The organism is Bradyrhizobium sp. CCGB20 (genome assembly GCF_024199855.1).
In the GTDB taxonomy this organism is placed as follows: domain Bacteria; phylum Pseudomonadota; class Alphaproteobacteria; order Rhizobiales; family Xanthobacteraceae; genus Bradyrhizobium.
Genome location: NZ_JANADN010000001.1, coordinates 6,852,488 through 6,873,241, shown reverse-complemented (window position 1 = coordinate 6,873,241; position 20,754 = coordinate 6,852,488). Strand labels below are relative to the sequence as shown.

Sequence of the window (20,754 nt, the reverse complement as noted above, 5' to 3'; positions counted from 1 at the left end):
TGACAACACGCGATCCGTTTTGCGACAGGCTGTCAGATTTGTAGAGAATCTAATCTACGTGTGCGCGCATTTCTTGTCAGCCTGTAGGCGAGTGATCTACACCACGCGTCAGCGATGATCGAGATGCGAGGGCCGGATGAACAAGGCTTCGGATTCCGGGACCGGACCTCGTGCGTTTCCGGTCGGCCCATATTCTGCTCTGACCGTTTTTCAGGAGGGCGATCGCCTTCGCGTCGTTGCCGACGGAGTCACGGCACTGGAACTTCGGCTTCGGGATCGGGGCGATCACCTCGAGATCCTGAATGCGTCGGAGGACCTTCAGCTTGCGGCACGGGCTGTGTCGGCGTCCGCCGAAGCGCTGCTCGCTTGGCGGCCGGGTGCTGATCGGCTCGTTCTGGATTTCGCCGATAGAGCATCGCTTGCACGAGCGCTGATGGACGGCGGTCTGGCCATCATGTCCGAGGGACAATTGGTGCTGCTTTCCGAACTGGTCATGCAGCGACGGGACAATTGGCTGGTGAACCCCGGGCGACCGCCATTCCCGCAGCTCCACGTCATGACGGACGGACGGAGGCATCCGCGTCGCGCCGCAAAGCCGACGGGAAAAGTGTATGGCCGGTTCATTCCCTGGCTGTCCGAGGTCATCTCGTTCCGCGTGGCCGATCTCGAGAATGACCTCCACTTGCTGCATCGCTGGATGAATGACCCTCGCGTCGATGCATTCTGGAACGAGGCGGGCGATCTCGACAAGCATCGTCGATATCTGGCCGGCATCCTGGCCGACCCGCATATGCTGCCGCTGATCGGCTGCTTCGGTGATGAGCCATTCGGTTATTTCGAGCTCTATTGGGCCAAGGAAAACCGCATCGCGCCGTTTTATGACGCTGGCGACTATGACCGGGGATGGCATGTGGTCGTAGGCGAGGATGCTTTTCGTGGCCGTCGTTACATCAGCGCGTGGCTGCCCTCGCTGATGCACTATATGTTCCTCGACGATTGCCGGACGCAACGGATCGTGGGGGAGCCGGCGGCGGCGCATTCCCAGCAGCTTCGCAATCTCGAGCTCTCGGGATTTGCGAAGATCAAAAATTTCGACTTTCCCCACAAGCGCGCGACCCTGGTGATGCTGTTGCGCGAGCGCTTCTTCGGCGATCGGCTCTGGCTTCCGGCAGCCGCCGGCCCGGTGGTCCTGTCCTAAAGCGCGAGCGGAGCGCAGCTTCATGTCTCATCAACTTGCGATCGAGCACGACGTCATCGGCGTCGGATTCGGGCCATCCAACCTCGCGCTCGCCATCGCGTTGGACGAATGCATGAAGCGATTGCGGCTAAAATGCGCGCCGCTGTTTGTGGAGAAGCAGCCGCACTTCACCTGGCATGGCGGCATGTTGCTTCCAGGCAGCGACATGCAGATATCGTTTCTCAAGGATCTGGTCTCCTTGCGCGACCCGACCAGTCCCTTCACCTTCGTGAATTATCTGCACAAGCGCGGACGCTTGCTGGAGTTCATCAACTGCCGGACGTTCCATCCGAGCCGTGTCGAATTCAATGATTACCTCCAGTGGGTGGCGGGCCATTTCAAATCGCAGGCCGCTTACGGCGAATCCATCGTCGCCGTCGAGCCGGTGACGGCCGGGCAGACGGTGACGTCGTTGCGGGTGCATTCGCGCTCGCTCACTGGCGGAGAGACCGTGCGGCTCGCGCGAAACCTCGTGGTCGCGGTGGGAGGCCAGCCGTATGTCCCGCAGGTGTTTGCCAGGCTCGCTGACGACCGCAGGCTGATGCATTCCAGCCGCTATCTCGACCTGATCGAGCAGATCGTCCCGCACGGGCAGGCCGTCCGCGTGGCGGTCGTCGGGGGCGGACAGAGCGCAACCGAGGTGACGGTCGATCTCCATAGCAGACGCCCCCAGGCGCACATCGATCTGATCTTTCGCGGTCATGCCCTCAAGCCGTCGGACAGCAGCCCCTTCGTCAACGAGATTTTCAACCCCGACTATACGGACTTCGTCTACACCCAGCCTGCCGAGCGGCGAGACGCAATCGTTCGCAATTTCCGGAATACGAACTATGCCGTGGTCGATTCCGACCTGCTGGATCAGCTCTATCGGCTGCTCTATCAGCAGCGCGTCGGTGGCGACGAAACGATCCTGTTGCGCCCCCGCAGCGAGATTACGAACGTGGATGTGGGACCGGACGGTATCGAAATCGGCCTGGTCGACAAATTCCGTAGCGAAAATCGTCGTTCGACCTATGACGCCGTCGTCCTGGCAACGGGATACGACAGGGAAACCCCGCACGGGTTTCTCGAGCCGGTCCGTCGCTACATTCGTGGTGCGACACTCGATCGCAATTACAGGCTCGTCACCGGCCCGGCGTTCCGGCCGCAGATCCATCTCCAGGGCTATTCGGAGTCCTCCCACGGCTTGAGCGACACGCTGCTCTCGGTTCTCGCCGTGCGGTCGCAGGAGATTGCGGAGTCACTGCTCTCGACCATATCGCGCCGGGAGCTCATCGCTTAACCCGCGGTGGTGACCCGCCATTGCTCTGCCGGACCAAGCGCATCCGGCACGGCAAGCACTGCCGGCGGGACCCGCGCATCGAGGATCAATGTGTGCGGTGAGACCGCAAAACCGACGCCTGCGGCCTTGAGGATTGCTTCCTTCAACGTCCAGTAGCGAAGAAAGAGACGGGATCGCAGCGAGCCGGGCGTTCTTGCGAGGGTCCTGCGTTCCTCTGGCGACAACGCGATTTCGACCATCTGATCCAGATCTGATATTTGTCTGATCGGCTCGATATCCACCCCGATCGGCATGTATGCCGCGGCAACGGCGACCGCGCCTCTGGCATGGCTTAAGCTGAAGTCGAGGCCTGTGGGGGCATCAACGAGCCGGGGTTTGCCCAGCGGGGATGTCTCAAATCGCACCCGGTCGGCCGGTTGCCCGGCCAGGGCTCCCAGCAGGAGACGCGCGCCGGCGTGTGCGGCAAGAAAGCTCAGTCGATCTTCCGCGTCGTGAAATCGTGCCAGACGCCTGGATTCTTCGGTATCGAGCAGCATCTTGGCTTCGTCGACGCCGAGTACCGCGTAGGTGTCGCGCGTCGCGCCGCGCCAGCCATGCGTCTCGCCGACCCATAAGAGGATCTCCTGCGGATTCTGGAACGCGACTTGTCCCCGAATGCACGGACCTGGCAGGAATCGCAGGCGCGGTTGACTGAGCGGAGCCGCGGATCTGACGGCGACCGACCAGACGAACGTCTCGCCTGCAAGCAGAGTCGATGACGTACTCGCAAATGGTCCGTATTCCGCCTTCAGCTGCACCGTCTCCATCCATCCGCGATGTCCGCCGAACGCAATTTGGCGCGTTCCGATCTCGATTTGGAGCGGCCTCGATCTAGAACTTGTCTAATCGAGATCAACCAGGGCGTGTGCACCGGGGACAACGTCGAACGGCTCTGATAGAGATGTTCTTAGAACGATCTTTGGAATGGTTGCAGGTTCGGGTGGAACTTACGTGACGAAAACCTTCGCTCTCAAGCAAAGCCACAGTCATTTGCCGGAGCGGATTGCAGTCATATTGGTCCACAGCCCGCTTGCGGCGTTGATCGGCCGAGAGCCGTTGACGCGCATGAACTATCTCCTCGAGATTGCGTCGCTCCATACCAGGGCGGAACTCCTTGCGCAGCCGGGACTGGGACGCACGGGCGTGCGCCGGATCGAGAATTGGATGGCCTTTCACGGGCATCGCATGCGCGACGTCAACGAGAGTCTCGACTGCGTCATCTGCCATTTTGCGTTGCGACGCTCTTCCGTTCGGAAGAGTAATCGTCGTTGCTCCTCGTTATCGGCAATCGCCTCGGTGCAAGAGCGCTCGCGCGAAACAGCTCGGTAAAATCGTTGGTAGCACGCAACTTCTCGGCTTATCGACACACTCAACGCGGCATTCGCACATCGTTGGCCTTCTCATCGCTCGCGCAGGCTCTCCTGGCTGTAGCGGAGCAGCGGTGAGAGCACGTACGAGATGATGCGGCGGGAGCCGGTCTTGATCTCTACCGTCACCGCCATGCCGGGCGTGAGGTTGACCGTCCGTCCGTCGATGCCCATCTGGGCGCGGTCGAGCGAGACGCGGGCGGAGTAGACGAGCTCCTGGCCCTTGGGCTCACTGGAGGCGGTGTCGGTGCCGGCGGGCGTGTCGCCGGGCTTTTCCGGCGGCTTCTGGCGGACGATGGCGTCCTGGGAGACGCTGAGCACTTTGCCCTGGCGCAGGCCGTAGCGGGTGAAGCTGAAGGTGTCGACCTTGATCGCGGCTTCCTCGCCGGGGGTGACGAAGCCGATGTCGCGGTTGGAGATCATCGCCTCGATCTCGAGACCGCCTGAGGTCGGCACCACCACCATCAGCGTCTGCGCCGGCGTCACGACGCCGCCGACCGAATGCACCGCGAGCTGCTGGACGATGCCGTCTTCCTGCGCGGCGAGGCGGAGCAGGCTGGTGCGCTGCTCGGCCTTGACGATGTCCTGGCGTAGGCCCGCCGCCTTCTGCTCGGCTTTGGCGAGCTCGTCGAACAGGCCGCGATTGTATTCCGCCTCGGTGCGCCGCAGCGTCTCCTCGATGCCTCCGACGGCGGCGTCGGCCTCGGCAAAATGACTCTTCTGCACCAGCAATTCCTGCTGTTGCGCGACAAGGTCCTGCGTTTCCGTCAGATATTGCAGTTTCGAACCGAACTCGCGGTCGACGAGATATTTTCGCACGTCGACGCGCTGCTGCATGATCGGGATCAGGGCGCTGATCTTGCCGATCGTGGCCTCGGTGGTCGAACGTTCCGCCTTCTTCTGCGTGCCCTGCCATTCGAGCGAGGTGATCTTGGCCGCCTGTTCGGCGGTCTGCGACGCCAGGAAGCGTTTTGCGGTGCGGATCTGATCGGAGGACGCCCGCACGGGCGGGGTGAACCTGGCGGGATCGCCGCCGGCCAGGGCCGCGTGCAGGCGCGCGATGTCGAGTTCGCTCGCGAGCAGATCGCTCTGGAGGTGGCCGAGCTCGGCCTGGCTCATGGTGGGATCGAGCTCGATCAGGAGGTCGCCTGCCTTCACGCGCTGGCCGTCCTGCACATGGATGGCGCGGACGACCGCAGTCTCGAACGGCTGGATCACCTTGGTGCGGCCGTCGGGCACGATCTTGCCGGTTGCGATCGCGATGATGTCGACGGTGCCGATGCTGGCCCACACCAACGCGATCAGGAACACCGCCGAGATCGACGCGGAGATCGCGCGGCCGATCGGGGAGGGCGGGGTCTCCACGATCTCGAGTGCCGCGGGCAAGAACGCCAGCTCGTCGCGCGTGCGCGTCGGACTGCGCAGCGAAGCCAGCAGGGCCCTAACCGACTTCATGGATGCCCGCCTGGACGCGGTGCAGCGTGGCGTAGCGGCCGCCGCTGCGGATCAACTGGTCGTGTGAGCCGTCCTCGACGACGCGGCCGCGCTCGATGGTGATGATGCGGTCGGCAGTACGCACGGTCGACAGGCGGTGCGCGATGATCAGCACCGTGCGCCCCGCCGTGATCTCCCGCATGTTCTGCTGGATCACACGCTCGCTCTCGTAGTCGAGTGCGCTTGTGGCTTCGTCGAAGATCAGGACGCGCGGATTGGTCGTCAGCGCACGCGCGATCGCGATGCGTTGGCGCTGGCCGCCGGAGAGCGTGCTGCCGCGCTCGCCGATGACGGTGTCGTAGCCGTCCTGGAGCTCGAGGATGAAGTCGTGCGCGCCGGCAAGTTTTGCCGCGGCCACGACCCGCTCCATCGGTAGCGCAGGGTCGGCCAGCGCGATATTGTCGCGCACCGAGCGATTGAACAGCATGTTCTCCTGGAGCACCACGCCGACCTGCCGGCGCAGCCAGGTCGGGTCGACCGCGGCAAGATCGTTGCCGTCGACCAGCACGCGGCCGCTCTCGGGCAGATAGAGCCGCTGGATCAGCTTGCCCAACGTGCTCTTGCCGGAGCCGGAGGTACCGACGATGCCAACGATCTGGCCGGCGGGAATCCTCAAGGTGATGTCGCTCAGGATCTGCGGCCCATCGACGCGGTAGCGGAAGCCGACATGCTCGAAGGCGATGTCGCCGCGAATGGCAGGCAGTGCGGACCGTCCCGTGCGGTGGGTCGGCTCCGGCATGGTGTTGAGGATGTCGCCGAGCCGCTCGACCGACAGCCGAGCTTGGTGAAAATCCTGCCAGAGCTGCGCAAGCCGCAGCACCGGCGCGGTGACGCGGCCCGACAGCATGTTGAAGGCGACGAGCTCGCCGACCGTCAGGTTGCCGTCGATCACGAGCTTGGCGCCGAAGTAGAGCAGCAGCGCCATGTTGATCTTGCTGACGAACTGCACGGCCTGGCTTGCGACATTGCCGAGATTGACGACGCGGAAGCTCGAGGCGACGTAGCCTGCGAGCTGCTCTTCCCAGCGCTTCTGCATCTGCGGCTCGACCGCCATCGCCTTCAGGGCCTCGACGCCGGTGACGCTTTCGACCAGGAAAGACTGGTTCTCCGCCCCGCGCTTGAATTTTTCGTCGAGGCGGTAGCGGAACAGCGGCGTGGCGCCGGCAGAGATCACGACATAGAGCGGGAAGGAGGCCAGCACGATCGCGGTCAACAGCGGCGAGTAGAACGCCATCAGGCCGAGGAAGACGAAGGTGAAGAACAGGTCGATCACCAGCGTCAGCGCCGAGCCGGTGATGAAATTGCGCAGGTTCTCGAGCTCGCGCACCCGCGCGACGGTGTCGCCGACCCGCCGTGCCTGGAAGTAGGACAGCGGCAGCGCCAGCAAATGGTGGAACAGCCGTGCGCCGAGCTCGACGTCAATGCGGTTCGTGGTGTGGGAGAACAGATAGGTGCGGAGCGCGCCGAGCACGACCTCGAAGATCGAGATGGCAATGATACCGGCGACCAGCACGTCGAGCGTGCCGAGGCTGCGATGCACCAGCACCTTGTCGATGACCACCTGGAAGAACAGCGGCGAGACCAGTGCGAAGATTTGAAGGAAGAACGAGGCGAGCAGCACTTCGCCGAGCAGGCCGCGATAGCGGTTGACCGCGCCCATGAACCAAGTGATGTCGAAACGTCGCGACAGGTCGGCCAGACCCGCGCGCTTGGTCATCAGCACGATGCGGCCGTCCCACATCACCTCGAACTGCGCCTTGGTCAGCATCTGCGGACGCGGCGACCCGGGGTATTGCACGATGGCCTTGCCGTCGCCGGCCTTGCCCAGGATCAGGAAGCCGCCGTCGCGCAGCGCGACGATGGCGGGCAGGGGCGTCTTGTCCAGCCGCTCCCAACTCGTCCTGACCAGCCGCGCCTTGATGTTGAACTGCCTGGTACACCGCAGCATCTCGGTGGTGCCGATCGTGACGCCGCCGAATTGATGGCGGAGCTGCTCCGGATCGGCCGGCACGCCCAAAAACTGAAGCATCATGACAAGCGCCGTCAGCCCCGGGTCGGCCGGCGGCTTCGGGGCGGCTTGGACCGGTGGCTCCTTGGCGGCCGGGTCCCGTATAATTGTCTCGTTCAGGCTCATCGGCAGCAAACATCCGCGGTCATCGGGTCCGGACGATCTCACGGACGGGTATCGCGCCGGCCGGCAGCGCGGCCGATAGCTAACGCGGCTATGTTACGGTTTGATAACTATCCCCGTCCGCTCACATACCGATCGAATTTGGCCGTCTGCGGCGGGCGGCGGGAGGCAGGTTGCCTTCCGCCGCGATCGCATGGCGCACCGGGGCGACCCCCGGTGCGCCGATCGTATCGGCTGGATCAGCCGTGGCTTGCCAGCATGGTCTGCTGCTGCGTTGTGTCGGGGGACACGAGGCTGCTCTCGCCGGCATCCGGAACGATGCTCGCCGATTGCTGCACCAGCAGCGATAGCGAGATCGCCGAGCCGCCGTGGCCATTGTCGGTGACGTTGAGCTCAGTGCCGGACTGCACGCCCGCGAACTGATAGGCGTAGGTGCCCGAGTTCGTGGCGAGCGTCAGCGTCGAACCGTCGAAGGTGAACGACGAGACCGATGTGTTGAGCAGGTCGATCGTGTCGCCGAGTTCGAAGTTCGACACCGTGCCGGTCAGGCCCGAGGCGGCCTCGAGCGACAGCGTTGCAGCCGAGCCGGCGAAATCGACGTCGTGCTGGACGCCTCCGGCGAAGACGTGCTCGACCCCGCCCGCGAGGTGGGTGTTGTCGGCCGTACCCGCGACGTCGAGTTCGCCGCTGTTGAGCGTCGTGCCGGACGCCGTTCCGATCACGAACCCGACACCGCCGTTGATTGTCGTGGATGCAGCCGAACCGCCGGCGTCGACATAGAGCAGGCCGCCGCCGTTGACCGTCGTCGCCGTCACCGATCCGCCGGCGCCAATGTAGGCATTGCCGCCGTTCCCGATCACGGTGTTCTCAGCGACGCCGCCGTCCAGCACCTGCTGATTGCCGCTGAGGTTCGTGCCGGAGACGGTGGCATGGTAGACGTCCTGGAAGCCGCCCGCCGCAACGATCGTGCCGGTCGCACTGCCGCCGTGGTAGACGTGCTGCGCGCCGCCGTTCTTGACCGTCACACCGGTCGCGACGCCGCCGCCCTGCGAGCTGCCGCCGCCGACCGAGCCGCCGGTCGCGGAGCCGTCGACATACTGGAAGCCACCGTCGATGACGGTGTCGCTGGCCGACCCGCCGGCATCGATGTACTGGAAGCCGCCGGTCTTGACCAACGTGCCGTCGCTGGTGCCGCCATTGCCGACATACTGGTAGCCGCCGCTCTCGACCGTGGTGTCGATGGCCGTTCCGCCCGCCAGCACCTGCTGGTTGCCGCTGAGGCTGACGTTGCTCACGGTCGAATTCGCGTACACGTCCTGATAGCCGCCGGCTGCAACCGTGGCACCGGTCGCGTTGCCGCCGAAGTAGACGTGCTGCGCGCCACCAGCCAACACGGTCGTGTCGTTCGCCGTTCCGTAGGTGTACTCAATGCCGCCGGCGAGGATGGTCGTGTGCTGCGCGGTGGCGCCGGTCTCGACGCCGACGATGCCGCCGTTGCCGATCGTGATCCGCCCGGCGACGTTGCCGCCGGAGACGACATCGAGGATGCCCGCGCCGTGGACGACGTAGCCCATCGCGGTGGTCGTCGACGCATTGACCGAGGTGGTGCCGGTCGAGACGAGGGTCGGCGCCGCGAAAGTGGTCGAGGTGCCGCTGTTGCCGGCTGCATCGGTCGCCTTCGCGCTCAGATTGTTCGCGCCTTCCGTCAGTGTCACGCCCGACAGGCTCCAGGAGCCGTCGCTGCCTGCCGTCGCCGTGCCCACCAGGGTGGCGCCGTCATAGATCGACACCAGCTGGCCGGCTTCGCTCACGCCGTTTACCGTCATGGTCGGCAGATTGCCGTTGTCGAGCACCACGCCGGTCACGGCAACGGTGGGCGCGACCGTGTCGACGGTCACGTTGACGGCCGTCGCAGCGCCGCTCTGCACTCCGGTTGTGTCGGTGACCTTCGCCGTGATGGCGTGGGTCGCGTTGCCGAGCTGGCCGGTCTGGAGGTCGATATAGCCGCGCGCGATATCAGCGAGCGTCAGCGTCACGGCGGTGCCGAGCGCGGTCTGGCCGTCGAACAGCTGCACGACGTCGCCGGCGAAGTTGCTGCCGGTGGCGATGCGGACGGTCAGATTGGTGTCGTTGGTGCTGGCACCATTGGCGAGCACGCCGGTGTTCGGCGAGACGTCGTCGGTGACCGAGACGATGGTCGGCGCGGTCGGGGCGTTCGACAGATTGAAGATCTGCGCGGTGATGCCGTATGAGGAGTTGTCGCCGACGGCCTGGCTGAAGTCGGTCCAGCTGATCACGAAGCCGCCGTTGGCGAGCGCCGCGACGTTCGGATACAGTTGGTTGCTGTTGATCTGCGAGTTGACGATATACTCGCCGCCGATCTTGGTGCCGGCCGCATCATAGACCTGCGCCTTGATGGCGGGACCGCTGCCGTCGCCGGTGCCTTCGTCCGACCAGGTCACGACGAAGCCGCCGCCCTTCAGCGCGGTGATGCTGGAGAAGCCCTGGTTGCCGCTGGTCTGGGTGTTGACCTGGAATTCTGAGCCGACCTTGACGCCGCCGGCGGTGAAGACCTGCGCGCGGATCTCGCCGCTGGTGTCTTCGAAGCTGATGACGAAATTGCCGCCCGCAAGGTCCGTCACGCCGGCAACCATGCGGCTGTTGTAATAGGCGGTGTCGACGGTGAATTCGGAGCCGACCTTGCTGGCGCCGGTCGCACCCGGATGGAACACCTGGCCGCGGACTTCCCAATTGCCCGTGCGGAAGTCGTTCCAGGTGACGACGAAGTCGCCGTTGCTGAGTGTGGCGATCGAGGCGCGTTCCTGGTCGAAACTCGGGTTGGTCGAGTTGACGAGGAATTCGGAGCCGACCTTGGCACCGCTCGCGTCATACACCTGCGCCTTGACGTCAGCCGCCGACGAGCCCTGGTTGGTCCAGGCGACAACGAAGCCGCCATTGGGCAGGCCGGTGATGGCCGGGGTGTTCTGGTTGTTGGCGGTGACGGAGTTGATCAGGAACTCGCCGCCGACCGGAGCGCCGTCAGCGCCGTAGATCTGCGCCTTGATATCGCCGCTGGTGGAGTTCTGGTCCTGCCAGGAGACGACGAAGCCGCCGTTGGACAGGCCGGTCACGACCGGGCCGGCCTGCGAGCCGGTGACCTGGGTGTTGACCAGGAATTCGCCGCCGAGCTTGCTGCCGTCGGCCGCATAGACCTGCGCCTTGACGGCGGAGCCGCTGGCGTCGCCGAGCGTGCTGCTGCCGCTGGTGGAGCCGGCGAGGCCGTCCTGCCAGGTGACGACGAAGCCGCCATTGGAAAGGCCGGTGACTGAGGGATACCACTGGCTGCCAGCCGTCTGGCTATTGACCTGAAATTCGGTACCTATTTTTACGACGGTGGTCATAACATAACCTCAAGTGATGCTGGAGAAGAGCTGAAGGGCCGGATTTTGCAGGGATGCCGCGGCCCGCGGTTGCCCTGTGCCGAGCCCGCACCGGGCTCTAAACGATCTATTTATGATATTTTATGATACATTTTTGCGCATCGTGCGGCATTTTGTCCGGAATTACGTTACATTAGTGATATGAAGTGCTTCCGTTGGTGCAGCCGAAGCGGGTGCTCTGGATGATGTGCAATCCCGCGATCGATCTGCATTTTGTGCAGGCACGCGCGTGCGATGCCGCTGTTTCACGGTGTGCGTGTCGGACGTTGTGCGGCGTTTGCACGTCAATGGGAGAACAGCGGCGGGGCTTCTGCCCGATGGCCCCGACCGGAGCGTGGCTCTGACGGCGGGGGAAGCCGTACCGGAGCGCGAGCGCCGGTACGGCGATGTCGTGCGGGCTCAGCTCTGGGCGTGAACCAGCGAGGCGCTCTCGGGATCGGAGCCCTGCGGCGTGATCGCGCCTTCGCCGGCGTCCGGCGCCAGGCTCGCCGAGAACTGCGACAGCAGCGACAGCGACACCGAGGTGCCGCCATGGCCGTCGGAGGTCACATTCAACGCGGTGCCGGCCTCGACGCCTGCGAACTGGTAGGCGAGGGAGCCGTTGCTGGTCGTCAGCGTCAGCGTCGTGCCATCGAAGTCGTAGGAGGTGACCGCGAGGTTGCGGAAGTCGATGAGGTCGCCGACCTCGAAATTCGAGATCGTGCCCGTCAGGCTCGACGCGCTCTCGAGGTAGAGCGCCGAAGCCGAGCCTGCGAAATCGACGCCGTTCTGGACGCCGCCGGCATAGACATGCTCGACGCCGCCGGCGAGATGCGTGTTGCTGGCCGTGCCCGCCACATCGAGCTCGCCGCTATTGACGGTCGCGCCCGAGGCCGAGCCGGCCACGAACACGAAGCCGCCATTGACCGTCGTGGAAGCTGCCGAGCCGCCGACGTCGACATATTGCAGGCCGCCGGCGCCGACTGTCGTTCCCGTCGCCGAGGCGCCGGAGCCGACAAATTCGCTGCCGCCCGCCAGAACCACCGTGTCGGTCGACGTGCCGGTGCCCAGGACCTGAAGATTGCCGCTGACCTGGCTGCCCTGCACGCTGCCGCTGTTGACCTGCTGGAAGCCGCCGGCCTGGACCGTTGTCGTGATCGCGGTGCCGTCCAGCATGACGTGCTGAATGCCGCCGCTGTTGATGGTGGTGTTGTTGGTGGTCCCGGCGACTTCCTGGATGCCGCCGCCGAAGACGACGCTGTCGTTGCCGGTGCCGAGCACGAACTGGTAACCGCCATTGTCGATTGCGGTGCCGTCTATGCCGACATATTGCAGGCCGCCCGACGAGACGATGGTCCCGTTGGTGGTGCCGCCGGCGGCGATGAACTCGTTGCCGCCGTTGACGATGACCGTTGCATAGGTCACCCCGCCGACATGCACCTGCTGGTAGCCGGCCAGGGTCGTTCCGGTGACAGTGGCGTTCATGACGTCCTGGTAGCTGCCGGTGCTGACCACAACGTTGCTGGCGGTGCCGCCATAGACGTGCTGGGTGCCGCCGTTGGCGATCACGACGCCGTTGGCTGTGCCGTAATTGTATTGCGTGCCGTCGGTGACGGTCGAGTTGTTGGCGGTACCGCCGGCTTCGATCATGATGACGCTGCCGGGGCCGACTGCGGTCGCGCCGGACACAACGCCGCCGCTGGCGACATCGAGCGTGCCCGAGACGACGATGTAGGTCGTGGTGGTGGGGGCGGAGACCGTAGTCGGTCCGCCAAATACAACTTCAGTGGTCATTGATGCCTCAAATGAGAGCTAAAGAGGTTGGGTCGCGATGGTGATACAATTCGGAATGCAAATCATTTCATCGGTAATGATATATTTTGTATCATAATGCTTGTCTAATGCTATGAGGCTATTCAGGACGAGAAGCCGCGACGAAACGCCGGACGGCCCGCAGGATCATGCGGACGATCACGCATGGCCGATGGGCGCGCGACAACGCGCGCCGCGGGAGCGAGGTTGATCTAAGAGGTTGTTCTACAGACGAATTAGCGATCCGCGAGAAGGGTCGGCGGCTTGGGCTGCTCGGTGCCGAAGGCCACCCAGACGTTCGGATCAGCGGCGCTTTGCCGCGAGAGATAGCGGTATTTGGTCTCGTACCAGAACAGGATTTCCGGCGTCTGATTGTCGAGGATCATCTCGCCGCGATCGGAGCGGACGGTTAGCACGGCGTGACGCCCCTTGGCCGGACCGAACTCCTCGACCGTGGTGATCAGGAGCGAACCCTGCGGCCAGCCCGCCTTGGCGAGCAGCTTGCGCTTGAGCAGGACGATGTCCTCGCAATCGCCGCGATCGAGCGGAAGCGTCCAGCGTTCGGCGTTGCCGTAGAGCGCGTCATCGCTGGTCCAGGTGACGCGATCGTTGACGTATTTGTTGACCTCGTAGAGCTGCTGAAGCAATTCCGGCGTGAGCACGACATCCCGGGCCTGATCGGCGCCGGGCCGACACTCATCGGCATTCTCAATGCAGAACTGTTGCCAGCCGGAAGGTGCCTTGGTCGCGGCGCCGACCGCGGCAAACAGGGTAGGGCGGGCCAGGAAAGCCTGGGCCGGCAGGGCTATCGACAGGCAAGCTGCAGCCAGGCCGGCTGCCACCAGCGTCTCCAGTTTCCGCCTTGCGTTGCGAATTCCCGTCATGTCGTCCCCCGACGCTCCCATGCAGGGGAGGTTGGCAGAGACAGTTCGCGATCCGGCTAAGCGATTGCTTCAAATTGAATCGATTCCCCCGATGGTGGCCTCGCGGGCGGCGGTCATGGTTTAATTTCCGTCAGGGGCGGTATGCGGGGAGGCGATCCGGACCGGCATAACATGACGGTTCGTCCGTTGAGTCCGCGGCTCTGACAGTGACGTGACCGCGCTTGATATCTCTGTTACGGCGGTTGGCCAGCTGGCGCGGCCAGGCTATGGATCGAGATCCGGACGGAAAGTAGACAGCGGCGGCCGATGTGATGTTCGAGCAAGGGGGATCTCGTCGGATCGCAAACGCGCCGGCCTACGTTCGTTCCGATCGTGGTGTTCACCCAAACGCTGTAGCCGGTGCGATCGGCATACTTGCCGTTGCGATCAGTGTCGCCTTTGGTCCGGGCGCCGCGGGCTTGCTTGGTGCCGGGCTGGCGCTCCTCATGCTGGCGATCGCCACCATCGACGCCAGGTCTTTTCTGATTCCGGATTCTCTCAACATTGCCGGCGTGATGCTTGGCATCGCCAACGCGGCGGTGCTGGGGCAGGGCGATCTCGCCGTGTTGACTGAAGCCGTGCTGCGCGCGGTCCTCGTTGCCGCGGCGTTCCTCGGCTTGCGTCTGGCCTATGCCCGGCTGCGTCGGCGGCAGGGCATGGGCCTCGGTGACGTCAAGCTTGCCGCAGTCGCCGGAGCTTGGCTCGACTGGCCGGTCCTGCCGATCGCGATCGAGATTGCCGCGTTGTCGGCGCTCATGATTTACGGCCTTCGCCGTTATCTGCTCGGTCATAGATTGCGGCCGAACGTCCGCTTGCCCTTCGGATTGTTCTTTGCACCCGCGATCTGGATCGGCTGGCTGTTGCAAACCACCGTGCTGCGCGGCTGGTGAGCGCGAGCTTTTGCGGACGACGTCAGAACGGAGAGTCCTCTGGCCATCGCAGGGCATACCACTGTCCGGCGGCGAGCTGGCCACGGCTCATCTTCGAGGCCACGGCGTTGCGCAGGCGCGCGAAATTCTCGCGTGAGCGTTTTGGCGCGTGGGCCGCGGCGAGGTTGAGCCATTTATAGGCGGCGACCTCATTCTGGGGGACGCCCTGACCCTTGTCGTAGGCAAGGCCGAGCAGATACTGCGCCGTGGGATCGCCCTGTTCGGCCGATAGCCGATACCAGTATCCCGCCGCATCGTAGGCCTGGGGAAGACCTTGCCCTGTTGCGTACATGAAACCGACCATGGCCTGGGCGCGGGCATTGCCCCGCTCCGCCAGAGGCAGGAGCAGCCGCGCAGCGTTGACAAAGTCGCTGCGGACAAAGGCTGCGTTTCCGGTCACGAGAGTATCCGCGCGGACGGCGCTGGTTGCGGTGACCGCAACGACGACGGCGACAACCAAGTACCTCACCGACTTCACCATGTTCACTGCTCCGCGTCTCCGCTCCGTTGCTCCCGCCTCAGCGCAACTGGGCCGGTGTCGTCTGGCTCGGCCCCGTCGCGTTGATCGAGCCGCGCAGCTTGGTCCGCAACTCCTCGGCAACAAAATGTGCGTCGGCGCCGTCCCGGATGATCTGAGGACGGATGAAGATGATCAGCTCGGTCCGCTTGATCGTCTTCTCGGTCTGACCGAACAGGACTTCGCCGACCCCGGGGATCTGGTCGAGACCCGGAATGGCGGAGCGGCCCTTGTTCTGGCTGTCGCTGATCAGGCCGGCCAGCAGCACCGTTTGCCCGCTGGCGACAGAGACTGAACTACGAACCTTGCGGGTCGACACCGTTGGCGTGAGCGAGTTCGTCGATGTCGAGGACGAGGATGCGGTGGACGAAGTGCCGACGGGATTGCTGATCTCCTGCTCGACGTCGAGGCGGACATTCCCGTTCGCATTGATGCGCGGAACGACGCGCAGGATGATGCCGGTGCTGCGATAGTCCGTGGTATTGGCGATCGTGTTGTTGCCGGTCAACACGGTCGCACTTCCGGTCTGGATCGGGATCTCGTCGCCGACCTGCAGGGTTGCGATCTGGTTGTCGATCACGACGACGGACGGGTTCGACAGCACCTTCACGTCGGTAACCGAGTGCAATGCGTTGAGGATCGCCCTTGGGGTGGATGCGGCGCCGACCAGGAAGTTGAAGCCCGGGATCGCACGATTGAGCACGACGTTTGCGGCATTGCCAACCGCCGCGCTTGCGCCTGCATAGCCGAACGATCCGGTATCGGGCTTCAGACCGAGATCGCGGCTCATGATGTAGGACTGGACGCCGTACTGCAGATCGTCGGTCAGCGTGACTTCGGCGATGGTGGCGTCGATGGCGACCTGAAGCTGCGGCTGGTCGACCTCTCTGATCGTCTGCTCGATGATGCGGTACTGCTCCTGGCTCGCATAGATCAGAAGCGTATTGTTGACGCTGTCGGCCGTGATACGCACGCCATCGAGAACGTTCCCGGGGCCGCCCGTGCCCCGTCCGCCGTTCTGGCCGGTGGCGGAATTGTCGAACAGGCTGTTGCTGCCCTGCGCGCCGGAGGCCGAACCGTAGCCGGGCTGACTGGCGGCCGAAGCGTCCGCCGTCGCGGCGCTGGCGGCGCCCCGGCTGTTCGATCCGAAGCCTCCGGATTGGCCGGTGGGCGAAGCCGACAGTCGACTGAGCGCGGAGCCGCCGCTCGAGTTCGCGGCCAGGCCCGAGCCTGGTGCGATCTGCCCGGCCGAGCTGTCGAGCGCGGATGACGCCGACGATCCTGATGCGCCACCGCCGCCGAAGACGTCATTGAGAACACGCGCGATCTGTTTGGCATCGCCAAACTTGACGCGGTAGACGTGGACAGCGGAGCGACCGGTGTTGGTTGTGTCGAGGCGGTGGATCCAGGTCTCGACGCGGCGCAGGAGTTCCGGCTTGCGCGTCACCGCGAGCACCGCATTCATTCTGGCAATCGACTGAAACTTGATGAGGTTTTGCGTCATGCCGCCCTCGCCGGAGTCCACGATCTTTTCGAGCTCGGCGATGATTGGGCCGGGATTGCTGTTCTGCACCGGAAAGACGCCGACCGCCTGTCCCTTCATGAAGTCCGCGTCAAAGCTGAGCACGAGATCGACCGCGTTTCGTCGCTCACTGCCGGAACCCTGGATCAGGATGAGATTGCGGCTGGTGTCCGCGCGCAACATGCCCGGCTTGGTCGCAAAGCTGTCGACCAGCTTCAGGACCGTCTGCGCCGAGACATATTGCAGGGGGACGACCGTGATGCCGTAGCCCGGGGTCATGCGATCGGAGGCGTCGGCGCCGCCGGCGCCAACCGCATCGGCCTGAGGCATCAGGCGGTACCCGGTGTCATCCCGCACCATCGCGACGCCGCCGATCCGAAGGGCATTTTCCAGTGCGTAGGCAACGTCCGACTTGGGGATCGGCCGTCCCGAAGAGAGGCTGATGTTGCCCTGGACGCGGGGATCGATGACGTAGCCGACCCCGAGAATGTCGCCGAGCACGATCTTGGCGACGGATGCCACCGGCGAGTTGTCGAAATTCAGCTCGAACCGGTCGCCGCTGACCGTTGCCTGCTGCGCCGAGCTCGCCGCCGGAGCTTCGTCGCCGGGATCTGCTGCGTAGATTGCGGTCTTGGCGCGAGGTCCGGTGCTGAGCTGGCGTTGTGGCAACTGGTTCGGATAACGCGGCAGCAAATCGACCGAGCGAACCTTCTCGAAGACGTCCGGATCCTTGTTGTCGGCGTCGGCAATGCCGCTCACGGTGTTACATGATCCGAGCAACACGCAGATCATTGCGCATCGGACAACCAAGCCGATCCCGAATGCCGTTCGGTCCACTGTCTGTCCTCACGCACGCCGCCCAGCGGCCTCAACCCCGTCAAAGGCGGGTCGGGCCGAACGCCAGTTGCTTAACGATCTCATGTGACACTCGTGTGTTGTGTGTTCGATATCCCATTCGGCGTCGAATGTGAGTTTGACTGAGTCTGTAAAGTTGCCTTTGCCGCAGGCTTGATAATCCAGAAGTATCAGCGCCGTTTCCGAGGCGCATATCGTTGCTTGTCGCGTTCAACGTTGCGGCAAATCATAACGTCACATTTCTAATCGCAAAAGTAAGGTAAACGGCGCGCTCGCTGCTCTACGGCAATCAAGTCAGTCCGGTACAAGTCCATGACTCCTCCCAACGCGCACGAGTTTGCGGCTCGTTTTTGCCAGAAGGTCGGCCTGAAGGCGGAGCCAGACAAGCTGAACGGGCCGGGCGGCGAAGGCGGCTTGCGCAAACTTTGGGAATTGAGCGATTTGTCGGCCAGCGAGTTTGCCGACGAGGTTGCCCGCTTCTTCGAACTGCCGCGCATCATGTTGCAGGAAATGATGACGGCGGAATCGAAAGCGCAGCAGTTCTCACGCCGGTTCCTGCGCGAGATGGCGGTTTTCCCCTGTCAGCCGGCGGATAGCGGGCCGGTCCTCGTGCTGGCCGATCCGTGCGACCGAGCGTCCATCCAGGCGGCTGCGATCGTTCTGGGCGCGCCGCCTGCAATCAAGGTGGCTTCATTCGAGGATATCGTAACCGTACTCGATCAGCGCCTCGACGACGAGGACAGCGCCGGCGCCGAGGCCGCCGCCAACGCCAGCGTACAGGACGACGACATCGACAATTTGCGCGACCTTGCGAGCGGTGCCCCCGTCGTCAGGGCCGTCAACGACATGTTCGAAACCGCGGTGGAATTGCGCGCCAGTGATATCCATATTGAACCGGGACGCTCGATGCTGGTCGTGCGGATGCGCGTTGACGGCCTCCTGCGTACCGTTCCGACGCCGAGCGGCATTCCGCCACAGGCTGTCATTTCCCGCATCAAGATATTGGCCGGACTCAACATTGCCGAGCGCCGCCTGCCCCAGGACGGTGCGGCGCGCGTGCGCGCATCGCGATCGGAAATTGACGTGCGCGTCGCGATCATGCCGACGCAGCACGGCGAATCCGCGGTCATCCGCCTGCTGCCAAGAGACCGGGCGTTGCTGTCGATCGAGAAGCTCGGCTTCCTGGCCGGCGATCAAGAGAAACTGCGCCGCATGCTGGCGCTGCCGCACGGCATGGTCATCGTCACAGGCCCGACCGGCAGCGGCAAGACGACGACACTTGCGACCGTGTTGTCGCTTCTCAATCAGCCGACCCGGAAAATCCTGACGATCGAGGATCCGGTCGAGTACGAGATCGCCGGGATTTGCCAATCCCAGGCCAAGCCATCGATCGGCTTGACATTCGCGACGGCGCTGCGTGCCTTCGTTCGTCAGGATCCCGACGTGATCATGGTCGGCGAAGTGCGCGATTCCGAGACGGCCCATGTCGCGGTGCACGCCGCGCTGACGGGACATCTCGTTCTGACCACGCTGCATACCGAGACGGCTGCCGCCGCGGTGCCGCGCCTCCTCGATCTCGGGGTCGAAGCATTCCTGCTGCGCTCGACCTTGCGCGCCGTCGTTGCCCAGCGCCTGGTTCGTCAGCTCTGCGACCGCTGCAAGACAAGCCGCCCGCTGACTCACGCGGACATCGAGGCCGACCCGCGTTATGCGGCAGTCGGGCTCGCAGTCGGTAACGTCATCTTCGAGCCGGCGGGCTGCGAGCGTTGCGGCGGCGTCGGCTACCGCGGCCGCATCGGCGTATTCGAAGTCCTCGAGATGAACGAAGAAGTTCGCGCGCTTGTCGAGGAGAAGTCGGATTGGGAGTCGATCGACAAGGTCGCCATTCGCCAGGGGATGACGACCATGATCGAGGACGGACTGGCCAAATGCCTGTCCGGCATGACCTCGGCAGCCGAGATCCTTCGCGTAACCACGGTGCGGTGACGACATGCCGAACTTCCGTTATCGCGCGTTGACTCAGAAGGGAGAGGTCGTCTCGGGGTCGATCGCTGCGTCGAACGACGCCGAGGTCGCCCAGCGCATCGAATATCTCGGCTTGGTCGCGATCGATACCACGCTCGAGAGCGAAGGCGCGGGATGGTCGCTCTCGCTGGCTTCGCTGTCACTGTCACTCTCGCGGCCGGGTCCGGCAGACGTCACGATTTTCACCAAGGACCTCGCCTTGCTTCTGAAGGCAGGCGCCCGGCTCAACGATGCGCTTGAGCTGCTCGCCAACGATATGGATGTCGGCCGCCTCCGCCCCGTGATCCACACCATCAAGACGGCGATCCTGTCCGGCGAAAGCTTCGCCGAAGCGCTTGGGCGCGAGCCCGATTTGTTTCCGGCCATGTACGTCGCTCTGGTCCGGGTCGGCGAGATGTCCGGGACGTTGGACCACATCCTGGAGACGATTGGTGCGGAACGAGCGAGAGCCGAAGGGTTGCGTCGGAAGGTAACCGGCGCCCTGCAATATCCGGCCTTCGTGCTTCTGGCCGCCGGCGGTGTGCTGATATTCTTCGTGTCGTTCGTCCTGCCGCAATTTTCCGCCGTTCTGCGCGACTTCAATGCGAAGACGGATCCGGTCATCGAGGTGTTCCTCACGCTTTCCGATGTGTTGCGCGGTCACGGGTTCGAGGTCGGTGCGGCCGTTGCCGCAGCGGTCATCGGCGGCTGGCTCGCCTGGCGGAGGCCGGCCGTTCGAGCCAGCGTCGTGACGCAGCTCGCCCGGCTTCCGGTGATCTCCACGATCGTGGAATTTCATCGAGCAGCGCTGTTCTCGCGCAATCTCGGAATCCTCCTTGGCAGCGGCGTGACTCTCACGGCCACGCTGCGCATTCTGACCGACATCATGACCGTGACGGGCAACGCTCCGGTGTGGTCGGCGATGGCCGATCGCGTGCGTCACGGCGGCAAGCTGTCCGACGCGCTCGCGGCTTCGGCAGTTCTGCCGCCGGTCGCGGTGCGCATGCTGCGGCTTGGCGAGGAGACCGGTCAGCTGCCGACGCTGTCGGGCCGGATCGCGGAGTTCTATGAGGAGAAGCTGCAGCGCCAGCTCGATCGCATCGTCGGTATCGTCGGTCCGGCTGCGATCGTGACCATCAGCATCGTGGTCGGCGGCCTGATCGTTTCGGTGATGACCGCGCTGCTGTCGGTGACGCAGGTCGTAGGATGAAAAGGGATAATTT

General features: G+C 64.2%; 14 protein-coding genes. 6 read left to right on the top strand and 8 right to left on the bottom strand.

The window, feature by feature from the left end:
- Window positions 1–433: 433 nt before the first annotated feature.
- Entirely contained in the window at window positions 434–1,198 is a 765-nt protein-coding gene (locus tag NLM15_RS32175; protein ID WP_309144950.1) for a GNAT family N-acetyltransferase, read from the top strand.
- Between the two features lie 22 nt (window positions 1,199–1,220).
- Entirely contained in the window at window positions 1,221–2,519 is a 1,299-nt protein-coding gene (locus NLM15_RS32170) for a lysine N(6)-hydroxylase/L-ornithine N(5)-oxygenase family protein (protein ID WP_254121781.1), read from the top strand.
- On the opposite strand, the gene NLM15_RS32165 is transcribed toward NLM15_RS32170, so the two are convergent.
- Window positions 2,516–3,325: a 4'-phosphopantetheinyl transferase superfamily protein gene (locus tag NLM15_RS32165; RefSeq protein WP_254121780.1), complete on the bottom strand. Its 810-nt coding sequence runs from the start codon at window positions 3,323–3,325 to the stop codon at window positions 2,516–2,518. The genes NLM15_RS32170 and NLM15_RS32165 overlap by 4 nt on opposite strands.
- Window positions 3,326–3,509: 184 nt before the next feature.
- Between NLM15_RS32165 and NLM15_RS32160 the strand changes: the two genes are divergently transcribed.
- Window positions 3,510–3,887, top strand: a complete 378-nt coding sequence (locus tag NLM15_RS32160) for a hypothetical protein (protein ID WP_254121779.1) — start codon at window positions 3,510–3,512, stop codon at window positions 3,885–3,887.
- Between the two features lie 71 nt (window positions 3,888–3,958).
- On the opposite strand, the gene NLM15_RS32155 is transcribed toward NLM15_RS32160, so the two are convergent.
- The 5 genes from NLM15_RS32155 to NLM15_RS32135 form a co-directional block, all read right to left on the bottom strand.
- Window positions 3,959–5,380 carry an HlyD family type I secretion periplasmic adaptor subunit gene (locus NLM15_RS32155; protein ID WP_254121778.1) on the bottom strand — a complete coding sequence of 474 codons (1,422 nt, stop codon included), beginning with the start codon at window positions 5,378–5,380 and terminating at the stop codon, window positions 3,959–3,961.
- The gene (locus NLM15_RS32150) at window positions 5,367–7,553 is read right to left on the bottom strand and encodes a type I secretion system permease/ATPase (RefSeq protein WP_375166892.1); all 2,187 of its coding nucleotides are present in this window, start codon (window positions 7,551–7,553) and stop codon (window positions 5,367–5,369) included. The genes NLM15_RS32155 and NLM15_RS32150 overlap by 14 nt, the downstream gene beginning before the upstream one ends.
- 236 nt (window positions 7,554–7,789) lie before the next feature.
- Window positions 7,790–10,951, bottom strand: coding sequence for an AIDA repeat-containing protein (locus NLM15_RS32145; protein ID WP_254121776.1), 3,162 nt, complete (start codon window positions 10,949–10,951; stop codon window positions 7,790–7,792).
- A gap of 438 nt (window positions 10,952–11,389) precedes the next feature.
- Window positions 11,390–12,763 (bottom strand): hypothetical protein, encoded by a 1,374-nt coding sequence (locus NLM15_RS32140; RefSeq protein ID WP_254121775.1) that lies wholly within the window; start codon window positions 12,761–12,763, stop codon window positions 11,390–11,392.
- A gap of 254 nt (window positions 12,764–13,017) precedes the next feature.
- Window positions 13,018–13,665 (bottom strand): transglutaminase-like cysteine peptidase, encoded by a 648-nt coding sequence (locus NLM15_RS32135; RefSeq protein ID WP_254121774.1) that lies wholly within the window; start codon window positions 13,663–13,665, stop codon window positions 13,018–13,020.
- A gap of 311 nt (window positions 13,666–13,976) precedes the next feature.
- Between NLM15_RS32135 and NLM15_RS32130 the strand changes: the two genes are divergently transcribed.
- A complete protein-coding gene (locus NLM15_RS32130) occupies window positions 13,977–14,594 on the top strand; it encodes an A24 family peptidase (protein ID WP_254124530.1) in 618 nt (205 codons plus the stop codon).
- Between the two features lie 22 nt (window positions 14,595–14,616).
- Here NLM15_RS32130 and NLM15_RS32125 read toward each other — a convergent pair whose 3' ends face one another.
- Both NLM15_RS32125 and gspD read right to left on the bottom strand, forming a co-directional pair.
- Window positions 14,617–15,114, bottom strand: coding sequence for a tetratricopeptide repeat protein (locus NLM15_RS32125; protein WP_254121773.1), 498 nt, complete (start codon window positions 15,112–15,114; stop codon window positions 14,617–14,619).
- Between the two features lie 37 nt (window positions 15,115–15,151).
- A complete protein-coding gene (gene gspD, locus NLM15_RS32120; protein ID WP_309144949.1) occupies window positions 15,152–17,431 on the bottom strand; it encodes a type II secretion system secretin GspD in 2,280 nt (759 codons plus the stop codon).
- 408 nt (window positions 17,432–17,839) lie between these two features.
- Here gspD and NLM15_RS32115 point away from each other — a divergent pair, with 408 nt between their 5' ends.
- Window positions 17,840–19,513 (top strand): GspE/PulE family protein, encoded by a 1,674-nt coding sequence (locus NLM15_RS32115; RefSeq protein ID WP_254121771.1) that lies wholly within the window; start codon window positions 17,840–17,842, stop codon window positions 19,511–19,513.
- 4 nt (window positions 19,514–19,517) lie between these two features.
- Window positions 19,518–20,741, top strand: coding sequence for a type II secretion system F family protein (locus tag NLM15_RS32110; RefSeq protein ID WP_254121770.1), 1,224 nt, complete (start codon window positions 19,518–19,520; stop codon window positions 20,739–20,741).
- Window positions 20,742–20,754: the final 13 nt, after the last annotated feature.

What these genes read in the sequence shown, in the direction of transcription:
- NLM15_RS32175 (WP_309144950.1), top strand. Translation starts at nt 434, where the DNA reads ATGGACGGCGGTCTGGCCATCATGTCCGAGGGACAATTGGTGCTGCTT.
- NLM15_RS32170 (WP_254121781.1), top strand. Translation starts at nt 1,221, where the DNA reads ATGTCTCATCAACTTGCGATCGAGCACGACGTCATCGGCGTCGGATTC.
- NLM15_RS32165 (WP_254121780.1), bottom strand. Translation starts at nt 3,325, where the DNA reads ATGGAGACGGTGCAGCTGAAGGCGGAATACGGACCATTTGCGAGTACG.
- NLM15_RS32155 (WP_254121778.1), bottom strand. Translation starts at nt 5,380, where the DNA reads ATGAAGTCGGTTAGGGCCCTGCTGGCTTCGCTGCGCAGTCCGACGCGC.
- NLM15_RS32150 (WP_375166892.1), bottom strand. Translation starts at nt 7,553, where the DNA reads ATGAGCCTGAACGAGACAATTATACGGGACCCGGCCGCCAAGGAGCCA.
- NLM15_RS32145 (WP_254121776.1), bottom strand. Translation starts at nt 10,951, where the DNA reads ATGACCACCGTCGTAAAAATAGGTACCGAATTTCAGGTCAATAGCCAG.
- NLM15_RS32140 (WP_254121775.1), bottom strand. Translation starts at nt 12,763, where the DNA reads ATGACCACTGAAGTTGTATTTGGCGGACCGACTACGGTCTCCGCCCCC.
- NLM15_RS32135 (WP_254121774.1), bottom strand. Translation starts at nt 13,665, where the DNA reads ATGACGGGAATTCGCAACGCAAGGCGGAAACTGGAGACGCTGGTGGCA.
- NLM15_RS32130 (WP_254124530.1), top strand. Translation starts at nt 13,977, where the DNA reads ATGTTCGAGCAAGGGGGATCTCGTCGGATCGCAAACGCGCCGGCCTAC.
- NLM15_RS32125 (WP_254121773.1), bottom strand. Translation starts at nt 15,114, where the DNA reads ATGGTGAAGTCGGTGAGGTACTTGGTTGTCGCCGTCGTCGTTGCGGTC.
- NLM15_RS32115 (WP_254121771.1), top strand. Translation starts at nt 17,840, where the DNA reads ATGACTCCTCCCAACGCGCACGAGTTTGCGGCTCGTTTTTGCCAGAAG.
- NLM15_RS32110 (WP_254121770.1), top strand. Translation starts at nt 19,518, where the DNA reads ATGCCGAACTTCCGTTATCGCGCGTTGACTCAGAAGGGAGAGGTCGTC.